The organism is Micromonospora sp. NPDC051924 (assembly GCF_055586005.1).
Map to the genome: position 1 here is coordinate 66,222 of NZ_JBVJJA010000030.1, position 21,757 is coordinate 87,978.

The following is a 21,757-nucleotide window of genomic DNA, read 5'->3' on the forward strand; positions in this document are numbered from 1 at the left end:
GCTCCCGCTGCCATGCCCGACCGGAAGAGGACGTTGACGTGTACGACGAGCAACTGGTGACCGCGTTCGTCGAGGCCAGACGCAGCGGCGCCGCCGACCCGGGCGCGACAGCCGCCGGGCACGACCACCACGAGGCGCTGGGCCTGCAACTCGCCGTCCTCGACCGGCTGATGATCGTCGGTGAGCGACTGGCCGGCTGGAAGGTGGGACTCACCTCCGGTCCACGCCGGGACGCGATGGGGGAGGGGTTCCGACCGTTCGGCTATCTGCTGCAGAGCCGTACGCTCGACTCGGGCGACGTGCTCCGGCACGACCGGATCCGGTCGTGCTACCTCGAGCCGGAGCTGTGCCTGGTGCTGGGCGCGCCGCTGCACGGCGACCAGATCGATCTGGCGGCCGCCCGGTCCGCCGTGCGGGCCATCGCACCCGCGATCGAGCTCAACGAACGCCGGCTGGACGCCCAGGCGGACGACTCGACCACCATCGCCGACGGTCTCGGCAACTGGGGCATCGTCGTCGGCCCGGAGGTCCCCGTACGGCCCGCGCTCACCGACACAACGGTCGAGCTGTGGCACGACGACACGCGTGTCGCGACCCGCACCCCCGGTGGCTCCCTGGACGACCCGTTCCTCTCGCTGGCCCGACTCAGCGCGCTGCTGCACCGGTACGGGCGGGGACTCGAGGCCGGCCAGTACGTGATCACGGGATCGTTCTGCAACCAGGACGTGCGGCGCCCCGGCACCTGGCGGGCCTCCTTCTCCGACATCGGAGATGTGACGGTGGGATTCGCCTGACCCGAGGATCAGTCGCGGCTCTCGGCGGACCCGTACGCAGCAAGCCGCAGGTCAGCCTGTCGTCCAGGGCCGGATCTTCTCCGGGTTGAGGATCGCCCAGATGTGCGTGATCCGGTCGCCGGCGACCTGAAACGCGTACACCCCCACGGTGACGCCGTCCTGCCGAGCGACCAGACCGGGCTGACCATTGACCGTACGCTCCAGAAACGTCACGTCGGTCAGCTTGTCGGCGAGGCCGGCGAAGAAACGCGCGATCCGTTCGCCGCCCTCGACCGGGCGAAGCTCTGCGGTGACCAGGCCGCCACCGTCGCCGGTCGCCGTGGCATCCGGGTCGAGAAGGCCGATGAGCGCGCCGATGTCCCCGGCCTCCCAGGCCCGCTTGAAGTCTCTGACGATGACGGCCTGCCGGGCCGACGGGAGCGCGGGGGCCTGCGACCCGCCGATGCGGCGGCGGGCCGAGGAGGCCAGCTGCCGGCACGCCGCCGGGGTACGGCCGACGATCTCGGCCACCTCCGCGAACGAGTAGCGGAAGACGTCGTGCAGGATGAACGCGACACGCTCGGCCGGGGTCATCGCCTCGAGCACGACGAGGAAGGCCATGTTGACCGACTCGTCCAGGGTGACCCGGTCAGCCGGGTCGGCGTTGCTGCCACCGGCCCGCCACCCGATCCACTCGGCCGGCTCGGGCAGCGGCTCGGGAATCCACTGGCCCACGTAGCGCTCCCGCCGGGCCCGGGCCGAGCCGAGCAGGTCGAGGCAGACGCGGCTCGCGACCGTGGTCAGCCAGGCGCCGGGGGAGGCGATGCCGTCCCGCTGCTGCTCGGACATCGCATACCAGCGGGCGTACGTCTCCTGCACCGCATCCTCCGCCTCGGCCAGGGACCCGAGGAGCCGGTACGCGAGATTGATCAGCTGACGCCGCTCGCGCACGATCGCGCTCAGGCCCGAATCGGGCTCGCCGTGTCCTGGCTCGGATCGGGTGGTCATCGCGCCGCCGGCTCCCTCGTTGGCAACTACGTCCTCACCGGTCCTACGAGACAGCGCACCGGAATGTGAGGCCGGCACCTCACCTGACATTCCGGGGAGCCGCGTCGTCGGACAGCTGGACGGACACACCATCCCACCCGATGTGACAGGGGAATCAACCGATGAGCGACTTCCAGGCCATCGCCGACCGCGTCGAGATCGAGGCGCTGCGTGGCGAGTTCACCGACGCGGCGATGATGCGCGACCGCGCCCGCCTCGCCTCGCTGTTCACGCCGGACGGCGTGCTGCGGATGCCCAACATCCCCGCCGAGCTGATCGGCCGTGAAGAGATCCGCGCCGGCGGCGAGCGGCTGCAGGAACAGTGGGACTTCTTCGTGCAGAACACGCACCCGGGCACCATCCAGCTCGACGGCGACACCGCCACCGGCCGCGCCTACATGCAGGAACTCGCGCGTACCCGCGACGGCCGCCAGGGGCTGAACTACGCCATCTACCACGACCGCTACCAGCGCACTTCCGATGGCTGGAAGTTCACCGAGCGGGTCTACGAGGTCCGGTACCTCGACACCACCCCGCTGGCGGGCTCGGCGCCCAGCTGACGGACCAGACAACGGCGATCCGGCATTACCTGCACCCCGTGACCACTACAGGAGAAACCATGACCACCTCGATCCCGGCAACGATGTTCACCGAGCCGGCGCCCGCGCAGCGCCTGGAGCGGGCGGCCGCCGCGCTGACCGCACACGGATACATCGTCGAAATTCTCGACGACGTCGCCGCCGCGCGTACCCGCATCAAAGACCTGATTCCCGCGGGCGCCAGCGTCTTCACCGCGGCCAGCGAGACCCTCCGCCTGTCCGGCATCGACGCGGACATCAACGCCAGCGGGCGGTACCAGGCCCTCAAGCCACGCCTCCTGGCCATGGACCGCGCGACCAGCGCCGACGAGATCCGGCGGCTGGCCGCCAGCCCCGACGTCGTCGTGGGCAGCGTCAACGCGGTCACCGAAACGGGTTCCCTGGTGGCGGCCTCCGCCAGCGGAAGCCAGCTCCCCGCCTACTCCGGCGGCGCCGCCCGCGCGATCTGGATCGTCGGGGCGCAGAAGGTGGTACCCGACCTGAGCACCGCGCTGCTCCGCGTCGAGGAGCACGCCCTCCCGCTGGAGAGCGCCCGCGCCCAGGTCGCCTACGGGCAACCCAGCGCCATCAACCGCCTTCTCATCCTCAACGCGGAACCTCATCCGGGGCGTGCCACCGTCCTGCTGCTCCGCGAAGCCATCGGATTCTGAATTATCGATCAGCGGGCGGTGGCGGTCCACCAACCTGCTCTCCCGGCAGGTCATGCCCTGGCCGTCGTGGTCATCGTTGCCTGCCGTGCCGGGCACGCAAGGGGCACTACTGTCTGACGGCCGACGGCCTGGCGTCCGATCTTGTGTCGTGAGTCCTGGGAACCAACCCGGGCTGTGTAGCGACTACCTGAGCGCGTGGCAGGCCTGTGCCTGCTGATCCCAGGTGAAGGAGACGGCCCGGATGCCAGCTGCAATACGACGAGGCGCGGTCATCACGGCTGCGATGCCGAGCATCGTGCTGCTCTGCCCCGGACCGGCGTGGGCTCACGGCGTCGGGGGCTCAAGTGACACAGCCGGTGGATTCGTCTGGCTGGGCACCACGCACATGCTCGCCGGCTGGGATCACCTGGCCTTCGTCGGCGGGATCCTGCTCCTGGCTGGGGAGATGCGGCGGGCGGCCACGCTGATCTCGCTGTTCGCGCTCGGGCACAGCATCACCCTGTTCACCGCGACGGTCGCCTACTGGCGCGTCAACCCGGTCCTGGTCGACGTCGTGGTGGCGTTGAGCCTGGTCTTCGTCGGCGTGGTCGGATTGCGGGGCCGGCCGAAGAACTGGGCGTGGTTCGCCGCCGCCGTGCTGGCCTTCGGCCTGGTCCACGGTCTGGGGCTGTCGACCCGATTGCAGGATCTGGGCCTGCCCTCGGACGGGATGATTCCCCGCGTGCTGGCCTTCAACGTCGGTGTAGAGATCGGTCAGCTCGTCGCCGTGCTGGGCATGTTCATGCTCGGCGACGTGCTGAGCCACTACATCCCGAAGCTGCGCAACCCGCGCCTGTCCCACGGGGCACTCGTGGCTGCCGGCGTGGTGGCGGCGTCGATCCTGGCCCTCACCTCTCCGGGTGAGGTGTTGCGGCCGGTGCGGGCCGAAGCCGCGGTGGGCGCCTGCACGGTCCGGGACCGCACGGAGACCTTCCCCGCCGGCGGGGGACACCCGGCCAAGGACTTCTTCGAGCCGGGCGAGACGGTCCCGGCCACCTCGTTCGGGCACGTCATCGGCGACGGCTACGTCATCGTCAACTACCGGCCCAACCTCGCCGCCGACCAGCTCGCCCAGGTGCGCGCCTTCGTCACCGACCGCGCCTCCGGCCGGGTCGTCGGCGGCCCCGTCCCCGGGCAGACCGAGGCGGTCAATGCCGTGCACGCCTACCAGACGGTCACCTGCGACACCGTCGACGTCGACGCGGTCCGTCAGTTCACGCGCGACTGGTTCGCCGACCCCCGCTCCAAGCCCGCCGAATAGCCGGCGTTCAGTCATGCTCCGGGGTGCCGGTCACCCGGTGCGACGCCGCGTGCAGCACCTCGGTCACCAACCGGCGCACATGCCCGCCCCGGGCCTGGTACAGCGCCCGACGGCCCTCCCGCCGGACGCTGACCAACCCGGCCAAACGCAGCTTGCCCAGGTGCTGCGACACCGCCGGCCGCGCCATCCCAACCGCCGCCACCAGTGCGGTCACGTCGTACTCGCCCTCGCTCAGCAGCGCCATGAGTCGTAGCCGGGTGGGGTCGGCCAGCATCCGCAGCATGTCCGTGGCTGCCTCGATCTGCTGCCCGCCAGGGATGCGTTGTTGCAGGTCACTGGCATCTGCAACGTTGTCGCGTGCGTACATGGGCACATATTATCGCCGCTGTCACGGGTAGAGAGCGTCGGTGCGACCGGCAGACCTGGGGGAACAGTGAGCGACCACGAGCACGGTCACAGCCACGACCACGACCACGATCACGGCCACCACGGCCACGGTGGGCGGCTGTCCGGTTGGTGGCACAAGCTGACTCACGCCGTCGTCCCGCACTCCCACGACTCCCGCGCGAAGATCGACCCCGCGTTGGAATCCTCCCGCGACGGGCTGCGTGCCCTGTGGATCTCGCTGGTAGGCCTCGGCATCACGGCCGTCGCCCAGGCGGTCATCGTCGTGCTGTCCGGCTCCGTCGCCCTGCTCGGCGACACCCTGCACAACGTCGCCGACGCCCTGACCGCCGTACCGCTCGGGATCGCGTTCCTCCTCGGCCGACGCGCCGCCACCCGCGCCTACACCTACGGCTACGGCCGCGCCGAAGACCTCGCCGGCATCATCATCGTGGTCGTCATCGCGGCATCCGCCGTCGCCGCCGCCTGGACCGCCATCACCCGGTTACTGCACCCCGCCGAGATGACCCACGTGCCCTGGGTGGCTGCCGCCGGCCTCGTCGGGTTCATCGGCAACGAGTTGGTCGCCCAGTACCGCATCCGGGTCGGCCGCCGAATCGGCTCCGCCGCCCTCATCGCCGACGGCCTGCACGCACGCACCGACGGCTACACCTCCCTCGCCGTCCTCGCCGCCGCCGGCGGCGCAGCCCTCGGCTGGCGTTGGGCCGACCCCGCCGTCGGCCTGGTCATCGCCGTCGCGATCACCTTCGTGCTCAAGGACGCCGCCCGCGAGGTCTACCGACGCCTCATGGACGCCGTCGACCCCGCCATCGTCGACCAGGCCGAGGACACCCTCCGGGCCGTGCACGGCGTCCAGGACGTGCCTGCGGTGCGACTCCGCTGGATCGGCCACCGCCTCCACGCCGAAGCCGACCTCGTCGTGGACTCCAACCTCAGCCTCGTCGCCGCCCACGAGATCGCCGCCGACGCCGAACACCAACTCACCCACGCCGTACCACGGCTGACCACCGCGACGGTGCACACCGACCCCGACAGCCACCCCGGCGGACACCACCACACCGGCCTGTCCCACCAACGCCGGCAACGCGCGAGTTGAACCGCTTCCGCCTCCAACTGAATCCGGCGTACAGGTCGACTCGTCCGTCGCCCACCAGGTCAGCCGCCTGAACACGGCGGCTGACCTGCTGCTTCTTCAGGCACCGCTGGTCGTCGTCAGTCAGCTTTGGTCGGCGCTTGACGGCCCAGCGACGGCCCGGACGGCCCAGCCGACGTGTCTTGTGCCCCGTGTGTGCCTCACACTGCCAGGAGCGGGCAAGGCCGGGTCAAGGTCGCCGGACACTGCTCAACGAGTCCGCCTACGTAGGCCCAGCCCGTCGGACTAGCTGAACAAGAACAACAGAGACCACGTGGCGATGAAGCCGGACACCATGCCGGCTAGCGCGGCCACCGTGCCGGCCGCGAACGCGGTCCGGAAGTGCCGAAGTCGATAACGCAGCACGACGGTTCCGACGATGAGGCCGATGAGCGTCGTCGGCACGCCTACACCGCCGATCAAGAGCAGGGCCATAGTCCGGTTGGAAAGGCAGAAGACGATGCAGCCTGTCGGGTGGTCGGTAGAACTGAACAATAGGACCACCCCGGCGATCACGGCCAGCGCGGCCCACCAGGCAAACATGACGCGGAGGGCGACACCGAGTCGGGCGGCGGGCTCGGGCTTCATACGGTTAGAGTGCAGGATCGTCGGCCGGCATGCCACGTTGCGGCTACTCAACCCGCCTGGGCCAACCGTGACCTCTCGTTTGTAAGTTCTGGGCACGCATCCCGTGCCGTACTTCGCCGTCTGCGCTCTCAGCGCAGACAGTCCGTGGACGTCGTGCGGGTATGCGATCGTCTGTCACCGTTGCTACAGCGATTGCTACACGTCGTCGCTACATCGTGGCGGTCGATCCGCGACTGCCGGGTGAAGGAGGATGAGCCGGGTGCTCGTCGAGATCGATGGCCGCGAGGTACGGACCGAAGGCGACCTTCATCGGCTCCTCGACCGCGCTCTCGACTTCGGGCCTTACTACGGTTCGAACCTGGATGCCCTGTGGGACCGCCTGAGCATGGATGTCCCCCGCCCGGTCAGAGTGGTCTGGACGCACTGGCAGGTCAGCAAGAGAAACCTCGGAGCGCAGAGGTTCAAAAGGATCTGTGACCTCCTGCGCACCGTCCAAGCCGAGGACCAGAAGCGGGGCTACGACGACTGGTTTGAGTTCGAGGTGCGGTGAGCGCTTCGGCGTGAACGCGGGTAACGGGCACCATCCGAGGTCACCGGTTGTCGTCTTGTGCGCCTGAGCACGGGTCAAGTGCTGCTCGTCGTCATGTCGTATCGGATGTTGTTGGCCGGTTTGCTGCCTTCTCGCTGGCCGCCACCCGGGCGGCAACACGCAGAACTCGTTGCCGTCCGGGCCGCCACCGAGGGAGAGCAGACGCAGAGCACGTTGATCATGCACTGTCGGTGAGGACAGTCGAAGTGGAGGAGGCCGGCCCATTCCTGGAAAGAACTTCCAGCTCCGGGTCCCACGCGGAAGGATTTCTTTCGGCCGATGCCGTTGGTACTGTGCTGCCGTGCCGCCCCCTCACACCGTCACCGTTCCACACGATGACCCCGCGCCGACCGCAGAGTCCACACGCACCACCGTCCGACGAGGGGGCCCGGCGCGCTTCTCCGAATCCGGTCTCGGGTGGCTGTTGCTGCTGCCGTCGGTCGTGGTCTTCGCGCTGTTCGTGTTCTGGCCGCTGGGGCGGACCTTGTACCTGTCCGTGCACGGCAACGACCTCTTCGGCGCCCCGTCGGTGTACGTCGGCGCGGAGCACTACCGGGAGATGCTGTCACCCGAGTTCGGCAAGGTGCTGGCCACGACGGGCCTGTTCACGCTGTTCTCCGTGGTGCCGGCCGTCCTGGGCGCGCTCTTCGTCGTGCTGCTGCTGGAGGCGCGCATCCGCGGCGTACGGGTGCTGCGCACCGCGTTCGCGCTGCCGTTCGCGTTCTCAGTGGCGACCGCGTCGGTCATCTTCGCGGTCATCTACAACCCGGCGATCGGCGTGGCGAACGGCGTGCTCGGATCCGTCGGGATCGACCGGGTCAACTGGCTCACCGACCCGTCGATCGCGCTGCCCGCCGTCTGCGCCGCGACGGTGTGGATGAACTTCGGGTACAACGTCCTCGTGCTCTCCGCCGGCGTCGCGGCGATCTCGCCCGAGGTGGTCGAGGCGGCGCGGCTGGACGGCGCGACCGGCTGGCGGCTGGCGTCGCGGATCACCGTGCCGCTGCTGTCCCCACAGCTGTTCTTCCTCGTCGTGGTGTCCACGATCCACGCGTTGCAGAGCTTCGGGCAGATCCACATCCTGACCAAGGGCGGCCCGGACCAGGCCACGACGACGCTGGTCTACTCGATCTACGAGAAGGCGTTCGCCTTCGGGTCCTCCGACTTCGGATCAGCCAGCGCTCAGGCCGTCGTGCTGCTGGTCGTCATGCTCGGCTGTACGGCTGTCCAGTTCGGCATCCTCGAGCGGCGGGTCCACTATCGATGAAGAAGTTCAGTTTCGGGCAGGTCGCCGTCTACGTCGTGCTCGGCCTGGCCGCGATCCCGGTCCTGTTCCCCATTTACTACGGCTTCGTCGGCGCCGTGATGGGCCCCGGTGACCTGGCCACCTACCCGCCCGCGCTGGTGCCGCACGAACTCTACTGGCAGAACATCAGCGACGTCTTCCGCTCGGTGCCGCTCGGTCGCTTCTACGTCAACTCCGCCATCCAGACCGGGCTGATCACGGTGGCGCAGATCGTCACCAGCATCCTGGCCGCGTACGCCTTCGCGTTCCTTCGCCTGCCGGCGAAGGCGGTGACATTCGGGCTGTTCCTCGCCACCCTCATGGTGCCGTGGGAAGCGATCATCATCCCCAACTACCTGGCCATCTCCGGCTGGGGCCTGGCGCGGGGTGGGTTGACGTACCTCGGTCTCGTGCTGCCCTTCCTCGCCTCGGCGTTCGGCACGTTCCTGCTGCGTCAGGCCTTTCTGCAGTTCCCGACCGAGTTGCGGGACGCCGCGGTGATCGACGGATGCGGCCACTGGCGGCTGTTGTGGCGGGTCATCGTGCCCCTGTCCAAACCCTCAATCGCGGCGGTCGGGGTCTACGTCTTCCTCTCGGCGTGGAACCAGTACTTCTGGCCGCTGATCCTGATCCGCGACTCCGAGTTCCAGACGCTGCAGATCGGCATCTCCCAGCTCAACGACGCCGAAGTGGCGCAACCGGGCCTGATCCTGGCCGGCGTCGCGCTCTCCCTGCTCCCCACGCTGGCCGTCGTGATCTTCGGTCAGCGCTACATCGTCCGCGGCATCACCGCTGGCGCGGTGCGTTGAACCTCTCAGAAGGAGAACCCATGAGGAAACCCCGGCTCCGTCGGATCATGACGGCGTTCGTCGCCCTCGCAGCCGCCACCGCGCTGACCGCGTGCGGCAACTCCGGATCCGGCACGGACAGCGGCAAGGACGCCCTCGAAGCGCCCGGCGCTGAGGTGCTCGAAAAGGCCACCGACAAGACCACCATCGAGTTCTGGCACGCGATGAAGGGCCCCAACGCCGCGGCGATCGACAAGTTGGTCGCCGACTTCAACGCCCAGAGCGGGGGCAAGGTCGAGGTCAAGGCGGTCTTCCAGGGCAGCTACGACGACGCCATCGCCAAGTACAAGGCCTCGGTGCAGCAGAAGAACACGCCCGCGCTGGTCCAGATCTACGACATCGGCTCCCGCTTCATGGTCGACTCCAAGCAGACCGTGCCGATGTACAAATTCATCGACAAGGACAAGTTCAACGCGGGCGACATCGAACCGAACATCGCCAACTACTACTCGATCGACGGCAAGCTCCAGTCGATGCCGTTCAACACCTCCACCCCGCTGCTGTACCTGAACAAGGAGGCCTTCGTAAAGGCCGGCCTCGACCCGACGAAGCCGCCGCAGAACCTCGACGAGATCGGGGAGATGGCGAAGAAGCTGACCGTCAAGGACGCCAGCGGCAAGACCGTCCAGTACGGCTTCGGCGCCGCCATCTACGGCTGGCTGCTGGAGCAGTTGATCGCCACCGACGGCAAGGAGTACTGCGACAACAGCAACGGCCGCAAGGGCCTCGCCACGAAGGTGCAGTTCGACCAGGAGACCGGCGTGCACGTCGCGCAGTGGTGGGCGGACCTGGTGAAGGGCGGCTACGCGACGAACACCGGCCGCAAGACCGACGACGCCCAGGCCGCCTTCAAGGCCGGCACGGTGGCGATCCACCTGGAGTCCACCGGCGCCATGCGCGGCTACGTCGAGGCGGCCAAGGGCAAGTTCACGGTGCTCACCGCCCCGTACCCGAAGGTCAGCAGCTCGTCCACGGGCGGCCCGATCATCGGTGGCGCCTCGCTGTGGATCAACGGCGTCGGCCACAGCGACAAGGAGAAGCGGGCCGCCTGGGAGTTCGTGAAGTTCGCCGCGAGCCCGGCCGAGCAGGCCAAGTGGCACACCGGCACCGGGTACGTGCCGATCAACACCAAGGCGCTCGACGAGCAGATCGACAAGGACTGGGTGGCGCAGTACCCGCAGTTCAAGACCGCCGTGGACCAGCTGCACGCTCTGCCGCCGTCGGTCGCGTCGGCCGGCTGCCTGCTCGGCGTGATGCCGCAGGCCCGTAAGGCGTCCGAGGACGGCCTGGAGGCGGCGATCGTCGGTAGCAAGCCGGCGGACCAGGCCATGAAGGACGCCGCGGCGAGCATGCAGGCCGCGATCGACAGCTACAACAAGTCGGTCAGCTGACCAGTACGTCGAACTCAGGAAGAGGGCCGGCTCCATCGGAGCCGGCCCTCTCCATCGCTGGCGCTCCGCGCTCAGACGATGTACGCGTACAGGTCGACGATGGTGCCGTCGGCGCGGTGCAACCCGGCGGAGTCGCCGTTCCTGCTGTTCCAGAACCCTGTGGTGCGCCCGTTGTGGCAGGTGGCCGCATCGTCGTCGCCGGGACCGGTGTGCACCTGCAGCAGCGCGCCCGGCGGGATGACGTAGCCGTCGCCCACCACGATCCGGTCGGACGCCTGGTTACGCAGGTACCAGCCGCTGACATCCACCGGCTGATCGGCGACGTTGCGCAGCACCACGTGCTCGCCGGGGGACTGGTACCTGATGTCCTCGATGACCACGCCTGCCGCACCGGGCACCCGGCCGCGGCCGTGCAGCATGTTCTTCAGCGCGTACGGGTAGTTGGTGATCATGCCGTCGACACCGAGGTCAACGGCCCACCGCCAGAGCTCCGGCGAGTCGACCGTCCACGGCACGAGGGCCATGCCCGCCTCGATGACGCAGGCCGCGTCCTCGGGTCGCAGTCGGCGGACGTCCGGGTTGACCGAAAAGATCCACCCGGCGAGGTCCGTAAGCTTGCCGCCCGTCGGCACGTCGTAGGTGATCAGCGAGACCGGGACATCGGGCAGCTGCGTGTGGAAGTCCCGGATGGCCTGCTCGTCGAAGGACCCGACGATCAGCGGCGCGGTCGACCTGATCCACTCGGGACGCTGCCGCAGCCGCGCGGCGACGGCTGCCGCCAGCCCGGGATTCATAGCGGGCGACTTCAGCTCCAGGTTCAGGCCGACCCGGCCCCGGAGCAGGTCGAGCAGTTCGTCGAAGGTGAGGATGCGCTGGCCGGTGAAGTCGTCGTCGTACCACCCTCCGACGTCAAGCTTCCTCAGCTCGGCGAGGGTGAAGTCGTGTACGTTCCAGGGCGCGCGGTCGGCAAATGCCCGCCGGGCGTCGGTGGTGCGGGCGAGCGTCACATCGTGGATGATCACCAGCTCCCCGTCGGCGCTGAGCTGCACGTCCGTCTCGACGTAGTCGGCGCCCTCGGCGATCGCGCGCTCGAAGGCGGCCGTGGTGTTCTCCGGCGCCATCCCGGACGACCCGCGGTGCGCATACGTCGCGGCGCGCCTGCCGCTACGGCTGACCAGCGGTGTCGTGCGTGCCCGGGGAACCGGCGCCACCGCCGGTCCCGCATGAACAGCGGGCCTCGATGACGGACTCGTGCTCATCCAAGAACTCCCAGGGAAAGGGCCGACGCCTCCGGATACTGCCCGACCCTAACCGAGATTCAACTCGGCTGACTCGTGGCGGTACGTCAGGCTTTACTCCGCGCCGACGAGGCGGAGGTGCCCACGGGTTCTCCGGCCGGGAGCTGACGGTTACGAATCACCTCGCGCCGGTTCATGCGGTCAATCCGGGGTGAGCGGCAGCTCGACCGGCTCGACGGCCGTGCTGGCCGGAGCTGAGTGGTGTGGCGCAGGGCGGGTTGGCAGTCGGGAGTGCCGGTGGTGGCGCACGGCGACCTCGCAGGTGACGAGGCGGATGGGCGCAGGCGGAGCGGCGAACGGTCCCGGCCCCCAGCGCACCCAGAGCGCGACGCGGCCGGCGTCGGCCTCGGCAAGCAGCTTATCCACGGTGCGCCGGCGATCGGTGCGGTCCACCTCGATCACGACGGGACGACCCGCGGGACGGGCGCAGGCGACGTCCACGACCGAGTGCCGGTTCTGGTACGGGGCGGGCAGCGGGACGACACTCGCGGCGCGTCGGTATACCCGGAAGCCCTGGTCCTCGCCCCACGCGGCGACTGCGTCGACGAGGAGCGCGGTGACCTCGTCGGTCGACCGGTCCGCGAAGGTGAGCCGGCCCAGATGCGCCGCCAAGGAGGTGGCGAGCTCGTCGTCATTCACGGTGCTTCCTCCGGCTTGGTGCGCGGGTCGCACCCGGTGGCTTGGCGGCAGTCTGGCAGGAGAAGAGGCTGCCGCGTCTCATGGGTGAAGAGACCGGGGCGGCCGACGTTCCAGACGGGGTCATCGGGCGCGGGCCGGCCACCAAGGCGATTTAACGGGTTGGCCACGAGGTACGACAAACGGGCCTACGCCTTCCACGGCACCGTCACCGTCGCCGCGACCTGGCTCTGGCATCGTCAGTCAGCCCCGAAACCTACGAGAAGATCCATCGAGAGCCCCTGACAGACATCGAGGTGTCCGGCCGATATGGGTCACTTCACCCGACGTCTGACAGTACGGTTGTCGGATGCGGCGGTTGGCCCACGGCTACACGAATGAGACGCTCGGCGATGGGGCCAGTGTGGTGAAGACGTACGCGGGACCGGATGCCGCCACGCGCGCCACCCGAGAGTACGCAGCCCTCGTTGCCTTGCATGGGCGCGTACCCGTGCCACCGGTGCTGGGCCACACGGCGACCTCGATCACCCTCGCCTTCGTCGCTGGCGTGCACGGACAGGACCTGATCACGGCGGGTCATGCCGAGGCGGTACTGCGCACATGCGGGGCGGTCCTTCAGAACATCCACGACGCCGGCTTCGGTCATGGCGACTTCGGCCCTAATAACCTGCTGCTGGACCCGGTCACGTTTGTGGCGACCGCGGTCCTTGACTGGGAGTTCGCGGCGTCCCCGCTCGTTGACCCGGTCGCAGATCTTGCGTGGTGTGAGTGGATCGTGCGAACCCATCACCCCGACAGCCGCGGCGCCCTCGCGGCCTTCTTCACCGCATACGGGACCACGCCGTCCTGGCCGCGCCGCCGTGCGGCGATGCTTGCTCGCTGCCACGCGCTGTTGGACTTCGCGCACCGATGGGATCCGGACGGGCCCGGCGAGCAGCTCTGGCGGCAGCGGATCACGACAACCGCCGGTTGGCGCGAAGAAGGGTGACGGCTGTGCGGCCGGCGCGGTGAAGCAGCCACCGAAGGAGCCAAGCCGGCGAGCTGACAGGGCGTGTTCGTCACACTGCGTCACCGGATACCAGGTTGCCTGCTCCCCACGCCTGCGGCACGCTGCCGACATGATCGAGACGCGTGTGCTCAACGAGGGCGATTGGAAGATGTGGCGGGAACTGCGGCTCGCTGCTCTGGCGGAGGCGGCGTATGCGTTCGGTTCCCAGCTGGCGGATTGGCAGGGCGAGGGCGACCGTGAGGAGCGCTGGCGCGATCGGCTGGCCATCCCCGGCTCGTACAACGTCATGGCGATGCTCGACGGACAGCCCGTCGGGATGGCCAGCGGGGTGCCGACTGATCAGGACGGCGTCGTCGAGCTGATCTCGATGTACGTGGCCCCGGTGGGACGTGGCCGCAGCGTGGGCGACCACCTTGTGCGGGCGGTCGAGCAGTGGGCGCGGCTGCTGGGCGCGGGGACGCTGCGCCTGGCTGTGGTGGAGGGCAACGGGAACGCCTGGGCGCTCTACCAGAGGAACGGCTTCCGTGACGCGGGTGAGCTGGGCGACCTCATGCCCGACGGCGTGCGTCGGGAGCACATCATGGCCAAGAGTCTCGTGGCTTAGCGATCGGCCGTCGATCGAGGGGCCTTCGACGGGGGCTTCACAGTCGGTAGCCAGCGGGTCGGGGATCGGAGCCAACCGGTAACGCCTCAACCGGAGTAGGAAAGCCTTGCTGGGTGACTATCTGGGTGACGATTAGGCTGCACAACGCCCGACGTCCTTGGACTCCGGTGGACCGTTCGCACAGTTCGACCTGCTGCTCGCGCAGGTGGGCCTGAGTGGACCGCTCCACTGCTGTAGACCGGGACACGCTTGAACGTGCCGTTCACCGACAGCACAGACGCGGCCCGGCTCCGGCAGGATCGTGAAGCGGGCTCCTCCGGCCCGGTTTGACGCGCGCCTCGGCAGGGAAATTTCGCGGACACCTCAATGAAGGAGGCTGTATGGAGACGTCCGCTAGCGTCGGGCGCAGTTACCGACAGCCGACACGTCCATGCGCGGCGGCGCGTGTTGCAGCGCCAACCGCGAGGGGGCGAGCCTAATGGCTCGCGTCGGTCGCTACGGAATCCCAGGGTTCGTGTGGTTCCTGATCTGGCTCGTCGTCTGCATCTTGATCGTCATCCTGTTGGCCCTGCTCATTCACCACTTCGGAGGCGCCTCGCTATCACTCAAGCTCGGCCACTTCTACCTGAACATCGGGGTCACCTGACCTGCCAGATCGTCGACACTCCGGCGCCGGTATTGCACCAGCCGTGTTAGCCGTCACCTTCGGTGACGGCTAACACGGCTTGGAAGCGAGCAAGCGTGCAGTGCCAGCCCGGTGCAGCGACATGAGTCGACTGAGGCGCAGCACACCAGCGTGAGTCTTGGGGACCGGGGCGGAGGACGCGGGCGGCTTCGAGGATGACTGGCATACGGTGGCTTTGTCACTTCGCCGGAACCTGGCGCCCGAATCGTGGCCGACGCCGTTGAGGGGTGCCGCCAGATCACCGCCCGGGGCCTGGACTGTGGTTTCCGGATAGGTGCCCACTACGTTCGTGTCGGTCGGACCGACCGACCACATCCATCGGTATCGTGCCGCCACCGTCCGCCCTGTCGCTGCCGCGACGGGCAAGCCACTGAGGTACGACGCTTTCGATCCCAAGCTGGTCAATGAAACTTTTCCAACCTCATGAGCGCTGGTCTTCGACGTGTTGGAGCACAGTGATGGCCTGAAGGATCGTGGTGATGTAGTTCGGGTCGCACCGGACCTTGGTCAAGACTTTTAAGGTTTTGAGGAGGACTGCGCGTTTGGCGGGGCGTCCTTCGATGTAGCGGCGCACCATCGGCTGGTACGCGCTGACGCTCGGCATGTTCGCGACCGGCGGCGCGAACCAGCCTGCACAGGCGGCGACACTGACCCGCGTCACGTTAGAGACATTGGCGGGAAGGATCGGCGCCGACCAGGCCGAGGACCTCGCCTAACCGCCGTGACGCCGAGCCAGAAAAGGACTTCAAAGCCCTGCGGTCGCGCTCAGCCGCTGAGTGGGTATTGTTGCGCCTCGCGGTCTCGGCTGGCGGGCATAGGCTCACGCTAGGTCGGCCGGTAGGGGGTGGAGATCGTGGGCGGTGCGACGGTGTTGGCGATCGTTGGCAGCCGCATAGAGGCTGAACTGATCGTCGGCATGCTGCAAAGTCACGGATTGAGAGCAGCCGTGGTGGCAGACGATGCCGGAGGGATGCGCCCACACCTGCAGATGAAGGGTGTCCGCGTAATGGTTCACCCGTCCGATGAAGCCCTGGCCCGTCAGCTACTGGCTGCCGCCGATGACACCGCTGGACCGATCGACGTCGACGCTGCTGCGGTACAGCAGCCGAGTACCGCAACCGACCGCATCGAACGCGACCTCGACGACCCGCAGCAGGACCTCTGACCTCACATCCCGACCGCAACAGATCGGATCGCCGATCTTTGGGGATCAATGGGCGAGCGAATGATCGGCGTGAGAGCCACCGGCCGCACTGCTGTCGCCCGACGCCGGTGTGGGCGGGGTACAGCTCGCCGGATCGGTCGGCGCGGACCGAGATGCCTTCGCCGCAGGGCATGGGGGTGGCTTCTGGGTGACCGCCGGCGTCGCTCGACCGCAGGCGCCGGCTGCTGGCGTCGTTGCCCTGCCACGAGGACCCGCCCAGTATCAGCGGCAGGAGCTTGATTGGATCACGAACCTACGGTCAACCGGTGCCGGTGCTCCTCACGCCGTCTGCTGACGTTGCGGCACCAGGAGGAGGTCGGTCAGGCCGGCGGCGGTGAACGCGGCGCGGATGTCGGCGAGGCCCTCGGTGAAATGTGCCCAGCTGTCGATGTGGACGGGGATCACGGTCGACGCGCCGAGGATCCTGGTCGCCTCCACCATTTCGCCCGCGTCGAGGGTCAGGTTCGCGTCGCCGAGCAGCGGGGTCCGGGCGGCGCCGCCGAACAGGATCGCGACGTCGACGTCCGGGAACCGGGCCGCGATCTCCTTGACCACCCTGATTGAGGCGTTGTCGCCGCTGACGTACACGGTGGGCAGGCCGTCGCCGTGCAGGACGAACCCGGTGACCGGGCCGGTGAGGTGTTCGGTGCCGTCGGGTCCGTGCTGGGCGGGGACGGCGGTGACCCGCAGATCGCCGCGACCGTCCGGGCGTGGCAGGCCAATGTGCGTCCAGGTGGGCAGGGCGCGGGCTGGCGGGCCCAGCCGCTCGGCTGCGGTGGTGGTGGACAGCACCAGCGGCACGGTGGCGCAGAAGTCGCGGCCGGCGGCGTCGAGGTTGTCAGGGTGCTGGTCATGGGAGAGCAGGACAACGTCGACGCGGCCGGCGTCGGCGGGTGTGCCGGCGGCCGCGGCGGTCTTGGTCAGGGTACGGCTACCGATCGGGTACTCGCCCGGAGCGTCGAACGTGGGGTCGGTCATGAAGGTGAGCCCGCCGAGGGTAAATGTCACGGTGGGGCCGCCAAAGAGGCGGATCGCAAGGGTCATGTTGGCAAGTCTGCGAGCCGTCGACGCTCCCGGGGAGTGGCCGGAAAGCCATCGTCCGATATGTTCGCGCCATGTCGCGTAGTCGGACAACGGTGGGTGTCCTGATCGGTGACGGCGCACCGATGCTGGAGGTCGCGGTGGCGCCGCGGGTGTTCGGCATCGACCAGAGCGCCCGTGGTGGTCCCAGGTTCGAGGTGCGGACTGCGGGCGAGCACAGCGGCCCGCTCGGCACGACCGCCGGCATCTCGATCAGCGCGCCGTATCCGCTCGCCGCGCTGGACGAGGCGGGGCTCATCATCGTTCCCGGCTGGCGCGCGCCGGGCGGAGCACCGGTCGAGCCGAACGTCCTCGACCTGCTCCGCCGGGCGCATCGCGACGGCGCCACCGTCGTCGGGCTGTGCGTGGGCGCGTTCGTGCTCGCCGAGGCCGGCCTGCTCGACGGCCGGCGGGCCACCACGCACTGGCGCCACCTCACCGAGTTCGCCGACCGATTCCCCGGCGTCGAGGTCGTCAACGACGCGCTGTTCGTGGACGAGGGCACAGTCGTCACCAGCGCGGGCAGCGCCGCCGGTCTGGACGCGTGCCTGCACCTGCTGCGCCGCGATCACGGACCGGACGCGGCCAACACGGCCGCCCGCGTGCTCGTCGTGGCGCCGCAGCGAGCCGGCGGGCAGGCCCAGTTCGTCGAACGGCCGGTGCCGCGGTTACCCACCGGGGACGCGATCGCCGACGCGATACGGTACGCGCTCGACCGCCTCGACGACCCCCAACTGGACGTCGCCGAACTCGCCGCCGCCGCACACCAAAGCCGGCGCACCTTCGACCGGCGCTTCCGCGAGACCACGGGCTGCTCACCGCTGCAATGGCTGCTCCACCAACGGATCCTGCGCGCACAGCACATCCTGTCGACCACCGGCCTCGACATCGACGCCGTCGCCCGCGCCAGCGGCTTCACCGACGGCGTCGCGATGCGCCCCCACTTCCGGCGCATCGTGGGCGTGCCGCCGCAGGCGTACCGGGCGAGCTTCCGGGCCGCGTAAGGCCGTCACGAAGCGGCAAGACGCGGCGCGAGCCTCTTTGGCCCTGGCCTGCTGGTTATCGGTGGGTGCGCTGCTCAAGTAGCGCACGACGCCCGTACAAATCTGCCGCTGGTTGCGGGCCGAAGAGCGGGTTTATGGTGGCCGAATGCTTGACCTGAGCAGGCTGGACCTGGAGGAGATCGCTACCGCGCTCGAGGACCAGACCGACTACGATCACCGATGGCGGATCAACCCGCAAACCGGTGAGGTCGTCCTCTGGACGACGGACGGCGGCATCGACGGGCACACGCCCGTCGACCTTGACGACCTCGACCTGGTGGGCATCGACCCGCTGCCGTCCTACGTCTGGTATCAGGACATGGCCGACTTTGTTCAGAGGATCAGTGACGCGGCGGCCGGCCGCAGACTCGCGCGAGCGATCCAGGGCAAGGGGGCCTTCCGCCGGTTCAAGAACGAGTTGCACGACGAGTATCCGCACCTGCTGCCGGCGTGGCATGCCTTCCGCGACGTGCGCGCAAAGCGGCGGGCTGTTGAATGGCTGGTCGACAACTCGCTGGTCGACGACGAGACGGGCGAGCGTTTCGTGGCCGAGTATCCAGATCCCGACCTCCCCTGAACTGGGGTCGCGCCGCGCGAATTCCTGTACGACGAACGGACGCATCTGCCGCAGACCGGGTGCGCCGGCCACTAACCTGCTCGTCATCGCGCCAGTCAGAGGGTGTCCGAGTGCACGCCATCATGCTGGCTGCCTGGGAGTCATGCTTGACCGGTCGAATCGGCGCTGGTGGTGTGAGTCGGCCTGGCATCACGGCGGGCCTGGCGCGGCGGAAGAAGGGCCCATCCTTGACGGCGGGGGATGGCGAATACAGAGCTGTAAAGATCATTGCGGAGATCGAACCTAGCCGGATCGAGGTCGGTAGGCGCTCGACGCTCAGGACCACGCCGCGGGGATATCCGCGCGACGCGGGCGCAAACCGGAGATATCTCCCTGCGGGCTGGAGGGACGTCGGGACGCCGATCCCAGGCTTCGAACGCGGCCGACGATCAACCTTCCGCCCATGAGTGGGATCAATCACCGAGCGTAACTAGAGACTCTGCGACGGTCACGGACCAGACTGGGCGACCAACCGGCCTCGGCCACGGTGCGGATCATGGCTGGCGCTGCACCTCATCGATCGTCCGACGAAAACGTGCCCGAACCCCCCAATCGGCAAGGAGACAGCATGATCAAGACGCGACTTGCCGTGTCACTGCTCGCTGTCCTTTGCGTGGCGGCGGTCGGTTTCTCCGATGCGACCACAGCGATGTTCAGCCGGGTCCTGACGAACAGCAGGCCCGAGGCTCCGGCGCCCGACGCTACGGCGGCTGATTGCGGAACAGGCTGTGCACTGTTCAACAACGCCGCAGCCCTGAGCCAGCCGAATACGTCAGCGTTCCCCGCCGCCATTGGCTCGCACGCCGAAAGCACCTCGGTCATCTGGAACGGGCAGTACCTCATGTACTACCGGACATTCGTGAGCCCCGCCGGGAACACCTGTTCCATTCCCCAGGGGGTGGCGTTGGCGACCTCCGCCGACGGCGGTGGCACCTGGACCCCGGTGAACGGAGGGCGCCCGTTACCGGGCCTGCAGACGGTCCAGGACGGTCAGAGTTGCGGTTTCGACGACAGCGTCCGGAGCACGTGGGTCTATGCGCCGGACGTGATCGCCGACGGATCCCGCCTCGTCATGGTGTTCGAGCAGCGTGATCACAACCCGGACTACCTCGGTCCGGGGCGGGGGCGGAGTCTGCATTCCATTCGGTATGTCACCAGCACCAATGGGCTTGACTGGTCGAACAGCACCCTCCTCATTGGACCCGGGGCGGTGGGTGCGTGGGACGATGAAGTAGGGACACCCGATATCGAAAAGGACGGGACCGGCTTCATCCTGACGTTTCACGGGCACGACTCGACCGGGCGTCTGAAGCAGACGCGCGCGGTGGTTCGGCTCGCCACCCTGGCCGGCGAGTACACCGGCGCCCGTTCGAAGATCGTCCTGTCGCCGACCCCCGAATGGGCCAACTATGGCCTCGGCATGGCCGACATGACCCGCGAACCGGACGGCTACTGGTACATGGTCTTCGAAGCCTTCTCTGGTGCCAGCGGAGCCTGCGGTCGCACGGACACCAGGACGGTGGTCGGCATCGCCCGAAGCGCCGACGCCCGGACCTGGTCGGTGCGACAGGCGCCGTTGATCTACGGCCGGGACGGGCGCAGTTGCGGTTGGGACATGCCCTCCTGGCAGATCCTCGGCAATGTTCGCGGCATTGTCACACCCGATGACCCGCCCGAGGGCGGCAGTCTGGTGCGCTGGGACGCCGTTGACCGGTAGGGCTGGCTGCGATCGGCTGTTCCACCGTTCCGAGCGGGGCTACCGAGGTGCGGGCCAGTGTTCCGCCCTTCAGGGCGGGGGTGAGGGCCCGCGCGGTGAGGGTCGCCAAGGCCCGAGCCGCGCCGACCTGACGTCAGCAGACGGTGACAAGGTGATCATGTGGGGCGAAGGGTAGTTCCGGAAGCTCCTAAGCGTCACGACCGACACAGCGTGACAGTGTCGCCGCAGGGCTTGCGGAGACGGTAAACGCCGGTGGAGCGGACGTAAGACCAGGACTTGTCCCGGCTGGCCGCAGTGAAGCAGGAACCCGCCCGGGCGTTGCGCGTTCCGCGCGCAGCGCGGAGGGAATCCCCGCCATTAATGGCGGTGGAGGATGTCAACGTGCGGCTTCGGTGACCTTGCCGACCGCCTTGTCCCCCAAGAGCGCCTGAACCGCCGCCAGGACCTCCTGGGCGTCGGTGGGCCATGGCGGTATGCGCCTGGATGAGCAGCGCATCGGGGTCGCCGTTCCGCGGCCGGTCGAGTTCGGCCACCACCTGGTCGACCTCCGGCACGGACCGCTCGCCGATCACCTCTGACGGACCCGGCGGCGCGGCTTGCCGGGCATCACGCGGCCCCGCCGTTGCTGGTGCGGCCCGCGTCCGACTCCGCATCCGTCCGCTGGTGGGCCAGATCGAGGAGGTGGTCGAGGTCCGCCCGCGTCCGGCCGTCGCCGTAGCGAGCGCCCCGAGCGGGTCGTGGTGCCCGCGACCGGCCAGGTCCTCGTAGACCGCGAGCAGGTCGGACTGCCATCGACCCGTGCGAGCCGAGCAGACCACCGCCCGACCCGCCAGCGTCCGAACCTGTGTCATTAGGTCCGCTTGACAGCGGCGGGCCGGGCGGCGGCCGGCTCCCGAGGAGGGCGGGTCGACGGAAGACAGTGATGGCATCAGCCTCAGCGAAATTGTCGCCCCCATGATCGTTAGGTCTGGCATAGGACGGCTTCCCGTGGTCGACGTCGCCGTCGCGGGGACGAGCTGAGCATGGCGGTCTCATCACCCTGTCGGGCGACACGGAGCCACGAGTGCGGGCAACCGCAGGGCTGGTGCTTGCCGAGAGAGCTACCCCAGGAGACGCAGTTGTGCGGACGCAATTTCCGTCCCACCTGATCCTTGAACTGTCGATCTAGTGTCCTGAGTCGTTGATTCGTTGGTAGATTAATGGCGTGGGCGATGGTCGTGGTCCGAAGTTGGCGATTCTGGCGTTGACCGCCGAGGAG

The 21,757-nt window shown here is 68.5% G+C and carries 23 protein-coding genes; 16 read left to right on the forward strand and 7 right to left on the reverse strand.

Going from position 1 to position 21,757, the window contains the following annotated elements:
• Positions 1-38 precede the first annotated feature (38 nt).
• Positions 39-794, forward strand: coding sequence for a 2-keto-4-pentenoate hydratase (locus ACZ6S5_RS23005; protein ID WP_466003525.1), 756 nt, complete (start codon positions 39-41; stop codon positions 792-794).
• A 51-nt stretch (positions 795-845) separates the two neighbouring features.
• Here the strand turns inward: ACZ6S5_RS23005 and sigJ are convergent, their stop codons facing one another.
• Positions 846-1,781: an RNA polymerase sigma factor SigJ gene (gene sigJ, locus ACZ6S5_RS23010; RefSeq protein WP_466003527.1), complete on the reverse strand. Its 936-nt coding sequence runs from the start codon at positions 1,779-1,781 to the stop codon at positions 846-848.
• A gap of 161 nt (positions 1,782-1,942) precedes the next feature.
• Between sigJ and ACZ6S5_RS23015 the strand changes: the two genes are divergently transcribed.
• The 3 genes from ACZ6S5_RS23015 to ACZ6S5_RS23025 all read left to right on the forward strand — a co-directional run bounded on the left by ACZ6S5_RS23015 (position 1,943) and on the right by ACZ6S5_RS23025 (position 4,369).
• Positions 1,943-2,380 carry a nuclear transport factor 2 family protein gene (locus ACZ6S5_RS23015; protein ID WP_466003529.1) on the forward strand — a complete coding sequence of 146 codons (438 nt, stop codon included), beginning with the start codon at positions 1,943-1,945 and terminating at the stop codon, positions 2,378-2,380.
• 59 nt (positions 2,381-2,439) lie between these two features.
• The gene (locus ACZ6S5_RS23020) at positions 2,440-3,069 is read left to right on the forward strand and encodes an LUD domain-containing protein (protein ID WP_466003531.1); all 630 of its coding nucleotides are present in this window, start codon (positions 2,440-2,442) and stop codon (positions 3,067-3,069) included.
• A gap of 283 nt (positions 3,070-3,352) precedes the next feature.
• Positions 3,353-4,369: a HupE/UreJ family protein gene (locus ACZ6S5_RS23025; protein ID WP_466003533.1), complete on the forward strand. Its 1,017-nt coding sequence runs from the start codon at positions 3,353-3,355 to the stop codon at positions 4,367-4,369.
• Between the two features lie 7 nt (positions 4,370-4,376).
• Here ACZ6S5_RS23025 and ACZ6S5_RS23030 read toward each other — a convergent pair whose 3' ends face one another.
• The gene (locus tag ACZ6S5_RS23030) at positions 4,377-4,736 is read right to left on the reverse strand and encodes an ArsR/SmtB family transcription factor (RefSeq protein ID WP_466003535.1); all 360 of its coding nucleotides are present in this window, start codon (positions 4,734-4,736) and stop codon (positions 4,377-4,379) included.
• 66 nt (positions 4,737-4,802) lie between these two features.
• Between ACZ6S5_RS23030 and ACZ6S5_RS23035 the strand changes: the two genes are divergently transcribed.
• On the forward strand, positions 4,803-5,870 hold the full coding sequence (locus ACZ6S5_RS23035) for a cation diffusion facilitator family transporter (RefSeq protein WP_466003537.1): 1,068 nt from the start codon (positions 4,803-4,805) through the stop codon (positions 5,868-5,870).
• A gap of 282 nt (positions 5,871-6,152) precedes the next feature.
• On the opposite strand, the gene ACZ6S5_RS23040 is transcribed toward ACZ6S5_RS23035, so the two are convergent.
• Positions 6,153-6,494 (reverse strand): hypothetical protein, encoded by a 342-nt coding sequence (locus ACZ6S5_RS23040; RefSeq protein ID WP_466003539.1) that lies wholly within the window; start codon positions 6,492-6,494, stop codon positions 6,153-6,155.
• A gap of 259 nt (positions 6,495-6,753) precedes the next feature.
• On the opposite strand from ACZ6S5_RS23040, the gene ACZ6S5_RS23045 reads away from it, so the two are divergent.
• The 4 genes from ACZ6S5_RS23045 (at position 6,754) to ACZ6S5_RS23060 (ending at position 10,607) form a co-directional block, all read left to right on the forward strand.
• Positions 6,754-7,044, forward strand: coding sequence for a barstar family protein (locus tag ACZ6S5_RS23045; protein ID WP_466003541.1), 291 nt, complete (start codon positions 6,754-6,756; stop codon positions 7,042-7,044).
• A gap of 463 nt (positions 7,045-7,507) precedes the next feature.
• Positions 7,508-8,350, forward strand: coding sequence for a carbohydrate ABC transporter permease (locus ACZ6S5_RS23050; protein ID WP_466003543.1), 843 nt, complete (start codon positions 7,508-7,510; stop codon positions 8,348-8,350).
• Positions 8,347-9,177 (forward strand): carbohydrate ABC transporter permease, encoded by an 831-nt coding sequence (locus tag ACZ6S5_RS23055; RefSeq protein ID WP_466003545.1) that lies wholly within the window; start codon positions 8,347-8,349, stop codon positions 9,175-9,177. The genes ACZ6S5_RS23050 and ACZ6S5_RS23055 overlap by 4 nt, the downstream gene beginning before the upstream one ends.
• Before the next feature lie 20 nt (positions 9,178-9,197).
• Positions 9,198-10,607: an ABC transporter substrate-binding protein gene (locus tag ACZ6S5_RS23060; protein WP_466003547.1), complete on the forward strand. Its 1,410-nt coding sequence runs from the start codon at positions 9,198-9,200 to the stop codon at positions 10,605-10,607.
• 71 nt (positions 10,608-10,678) lie between these two features.
• Here the strand turns inward: ACZ6S5_RS23060 and ACZ6S5_RS23065 are convergent, their stop codons facing one another.
• A complete protein-coding gene (locus ACZ6S5_RS23065) occupies positions 10,679-11,866 on the reverse strand; it encodes a glycerophosphodiester phosphodiesterase family protein (protein ID WP_466003549.1) in 1,188 nt (395 codons plus the stop codon).
• A gap of 180 nt (positions 11,867-12,046) precedes the next feature.
• Entirely contained in the window at positions 12,047-12,544 is a 498-nt protein-coding gene (locus tag ACZ6S5_RS23070; protein ID WP_466003550.1) for a hypothetical protein, read from the reverse strand.
• A gap of 346 nt (positions 12,545-12,890) precedes the next feature.
• Between ACZ6S5_RS23070 and ACZ6S5_RS23075 the strand changes: the two genes are divergently transcribed.
• The 3 genes from ACZ6S5_RS23075 to ACZ6S5_RS23085 all read left to right on the forward strand — a co-directional run bounded on the left by ACZ6S5_RS23075 (position 12,891) and on the right by ACZ6S5_RS23085 (position 14,800).
• On the forward strand, positions 12,891-13,529 hold the full coding sequence (locus ACZ6S5_RS23075; protein WP_466003552.1) for a phosphotransferase: 639 nt from the start codon (positions 12,891-12,893) through the stop codon (positions 13,527-13,529).
• Between the two features lie 130 nt (positions 13,530-13,659).
• Complete coding sequence (locus tag ACZ6S5_RS23080; RefSeq protein ID WP_466003554.1) at positions 13,660-14,154, forward strand: GNAT family N-acetyltransferase; 495 nt, start codon at positions 13,660-13,662, stop codon at positions 14,152-14,154.
• Positions 14,155-14,668: 514 nt separating this feature from the next.
• Positions 14,669-14,800 (forward strand): hypothetical protein, encoded by a 132-nt coding sequence (locus ACZ6S5_RS23085; RefSeq protein ID WP_260428364.1) that lies wholly within the window; start codon positions 14,669-14,671, stop codon positions 14,798-14,800.
• A 460-nt stretch (positions 14,801-15,260) separates the two neighbouring features.
• Here ACZ6S5_RS23085 and ACZ6S5_RS23090 read toward each other — a convergent pair whose 3' ends face one another.
• The gene (locus ACZ6S5_RS23090; protein WP_466003556.1) at positions 15,261-15,500 is read right to left on the reverse strand and encodes a hypothetical protein; all 240 of its coding nucleotides are present in this window, start codon (positions 15,498-15,500) and stop codon (positions 15,261-15,263) included.
• A gap of 192 nt (positions 15,501-15,692) precedes the next feature.
• Here ACZ6S5_RS23090 and ACZ6S5_RS23095 point away from each other — a divergent pair, with 192 nt between their 5' ends.
• On the forward strand, positions 15,693-16,004 hold the full coding sequence (locus tag ACZ6S5_RS23095) for a hypothetical protein (RefSeq protein WP_466003558.1): 312 nt from the start codon (positions 15,693-15,695) through the stop codon (positions 16,002-16,004).
• A gap of 318 nt (positions 16,005-16,322) precedes the next feature.
• On the opposite strand, the gene ACZ6S5_RS23100 is transcribed toward ACZ6S5_RS23095, so the two are convergent.
• On the reverse strand, positions 16,323-17,087 hold the full coding sequence (locus tag ACZ6S5_RS23100) for an MBL fold metallo-hydrolase (protein ID WP_466003560.1): 765 nt from the start codon (positions 17,085-17,087) through the stop codon (positions 16,323-16,325).
• Positions 17,088-17,158: 71 nt separating this feature from the next.
• On the opposite strand from ACZ6S5_RS23100, the gene ACZ6S5_RS23105 reads away from it, so the two are divergent.
• The 3 genes from ACZ6S5_RS23105 (at position 17,159) to ACZ6S5_RS23115 (ending at position 20,499) form a co-directional block, all read left to right on the forward strand.
• Positions 17,159-18,127 carry a GlxA family transcriptional regulator gene (locus ACZ6S5_RS23105; RefSeq protein ID WP_466003562.1) on the forward strand — a complete coding sequence of 323 codons (969 nt, stop codon included), beginning with the start codon at positions 17,159-17,161 and terminating at the stop codon, positions 18,125-18,127.
• Positions 18,128-18,272: 145 nt separating this feature from the next.
• A complete protein-coding gene (locus ACZ6S5_RS23110; protein WP_466003564.1) occupies positions 18,273-18,743 on the forward strand; it encodes a UPF0158 family protein in 471 nt (156 codons plus the stop codon).
• 607 nt (positions 18,744-19,350) lie between these two features.
• Positions 19,351-20,499, forward strand: coding sequence for a hypothetical protein (locus ACZ6S5_RS23115; RefSeq protein WP_466003565.1), 1,149 nt, complete (start codon positions 19,351-19,353; stop codon positions 20,497-20,499).
• Positions 20,500-21,757: the final 1,258 nt, after the last annotated feature.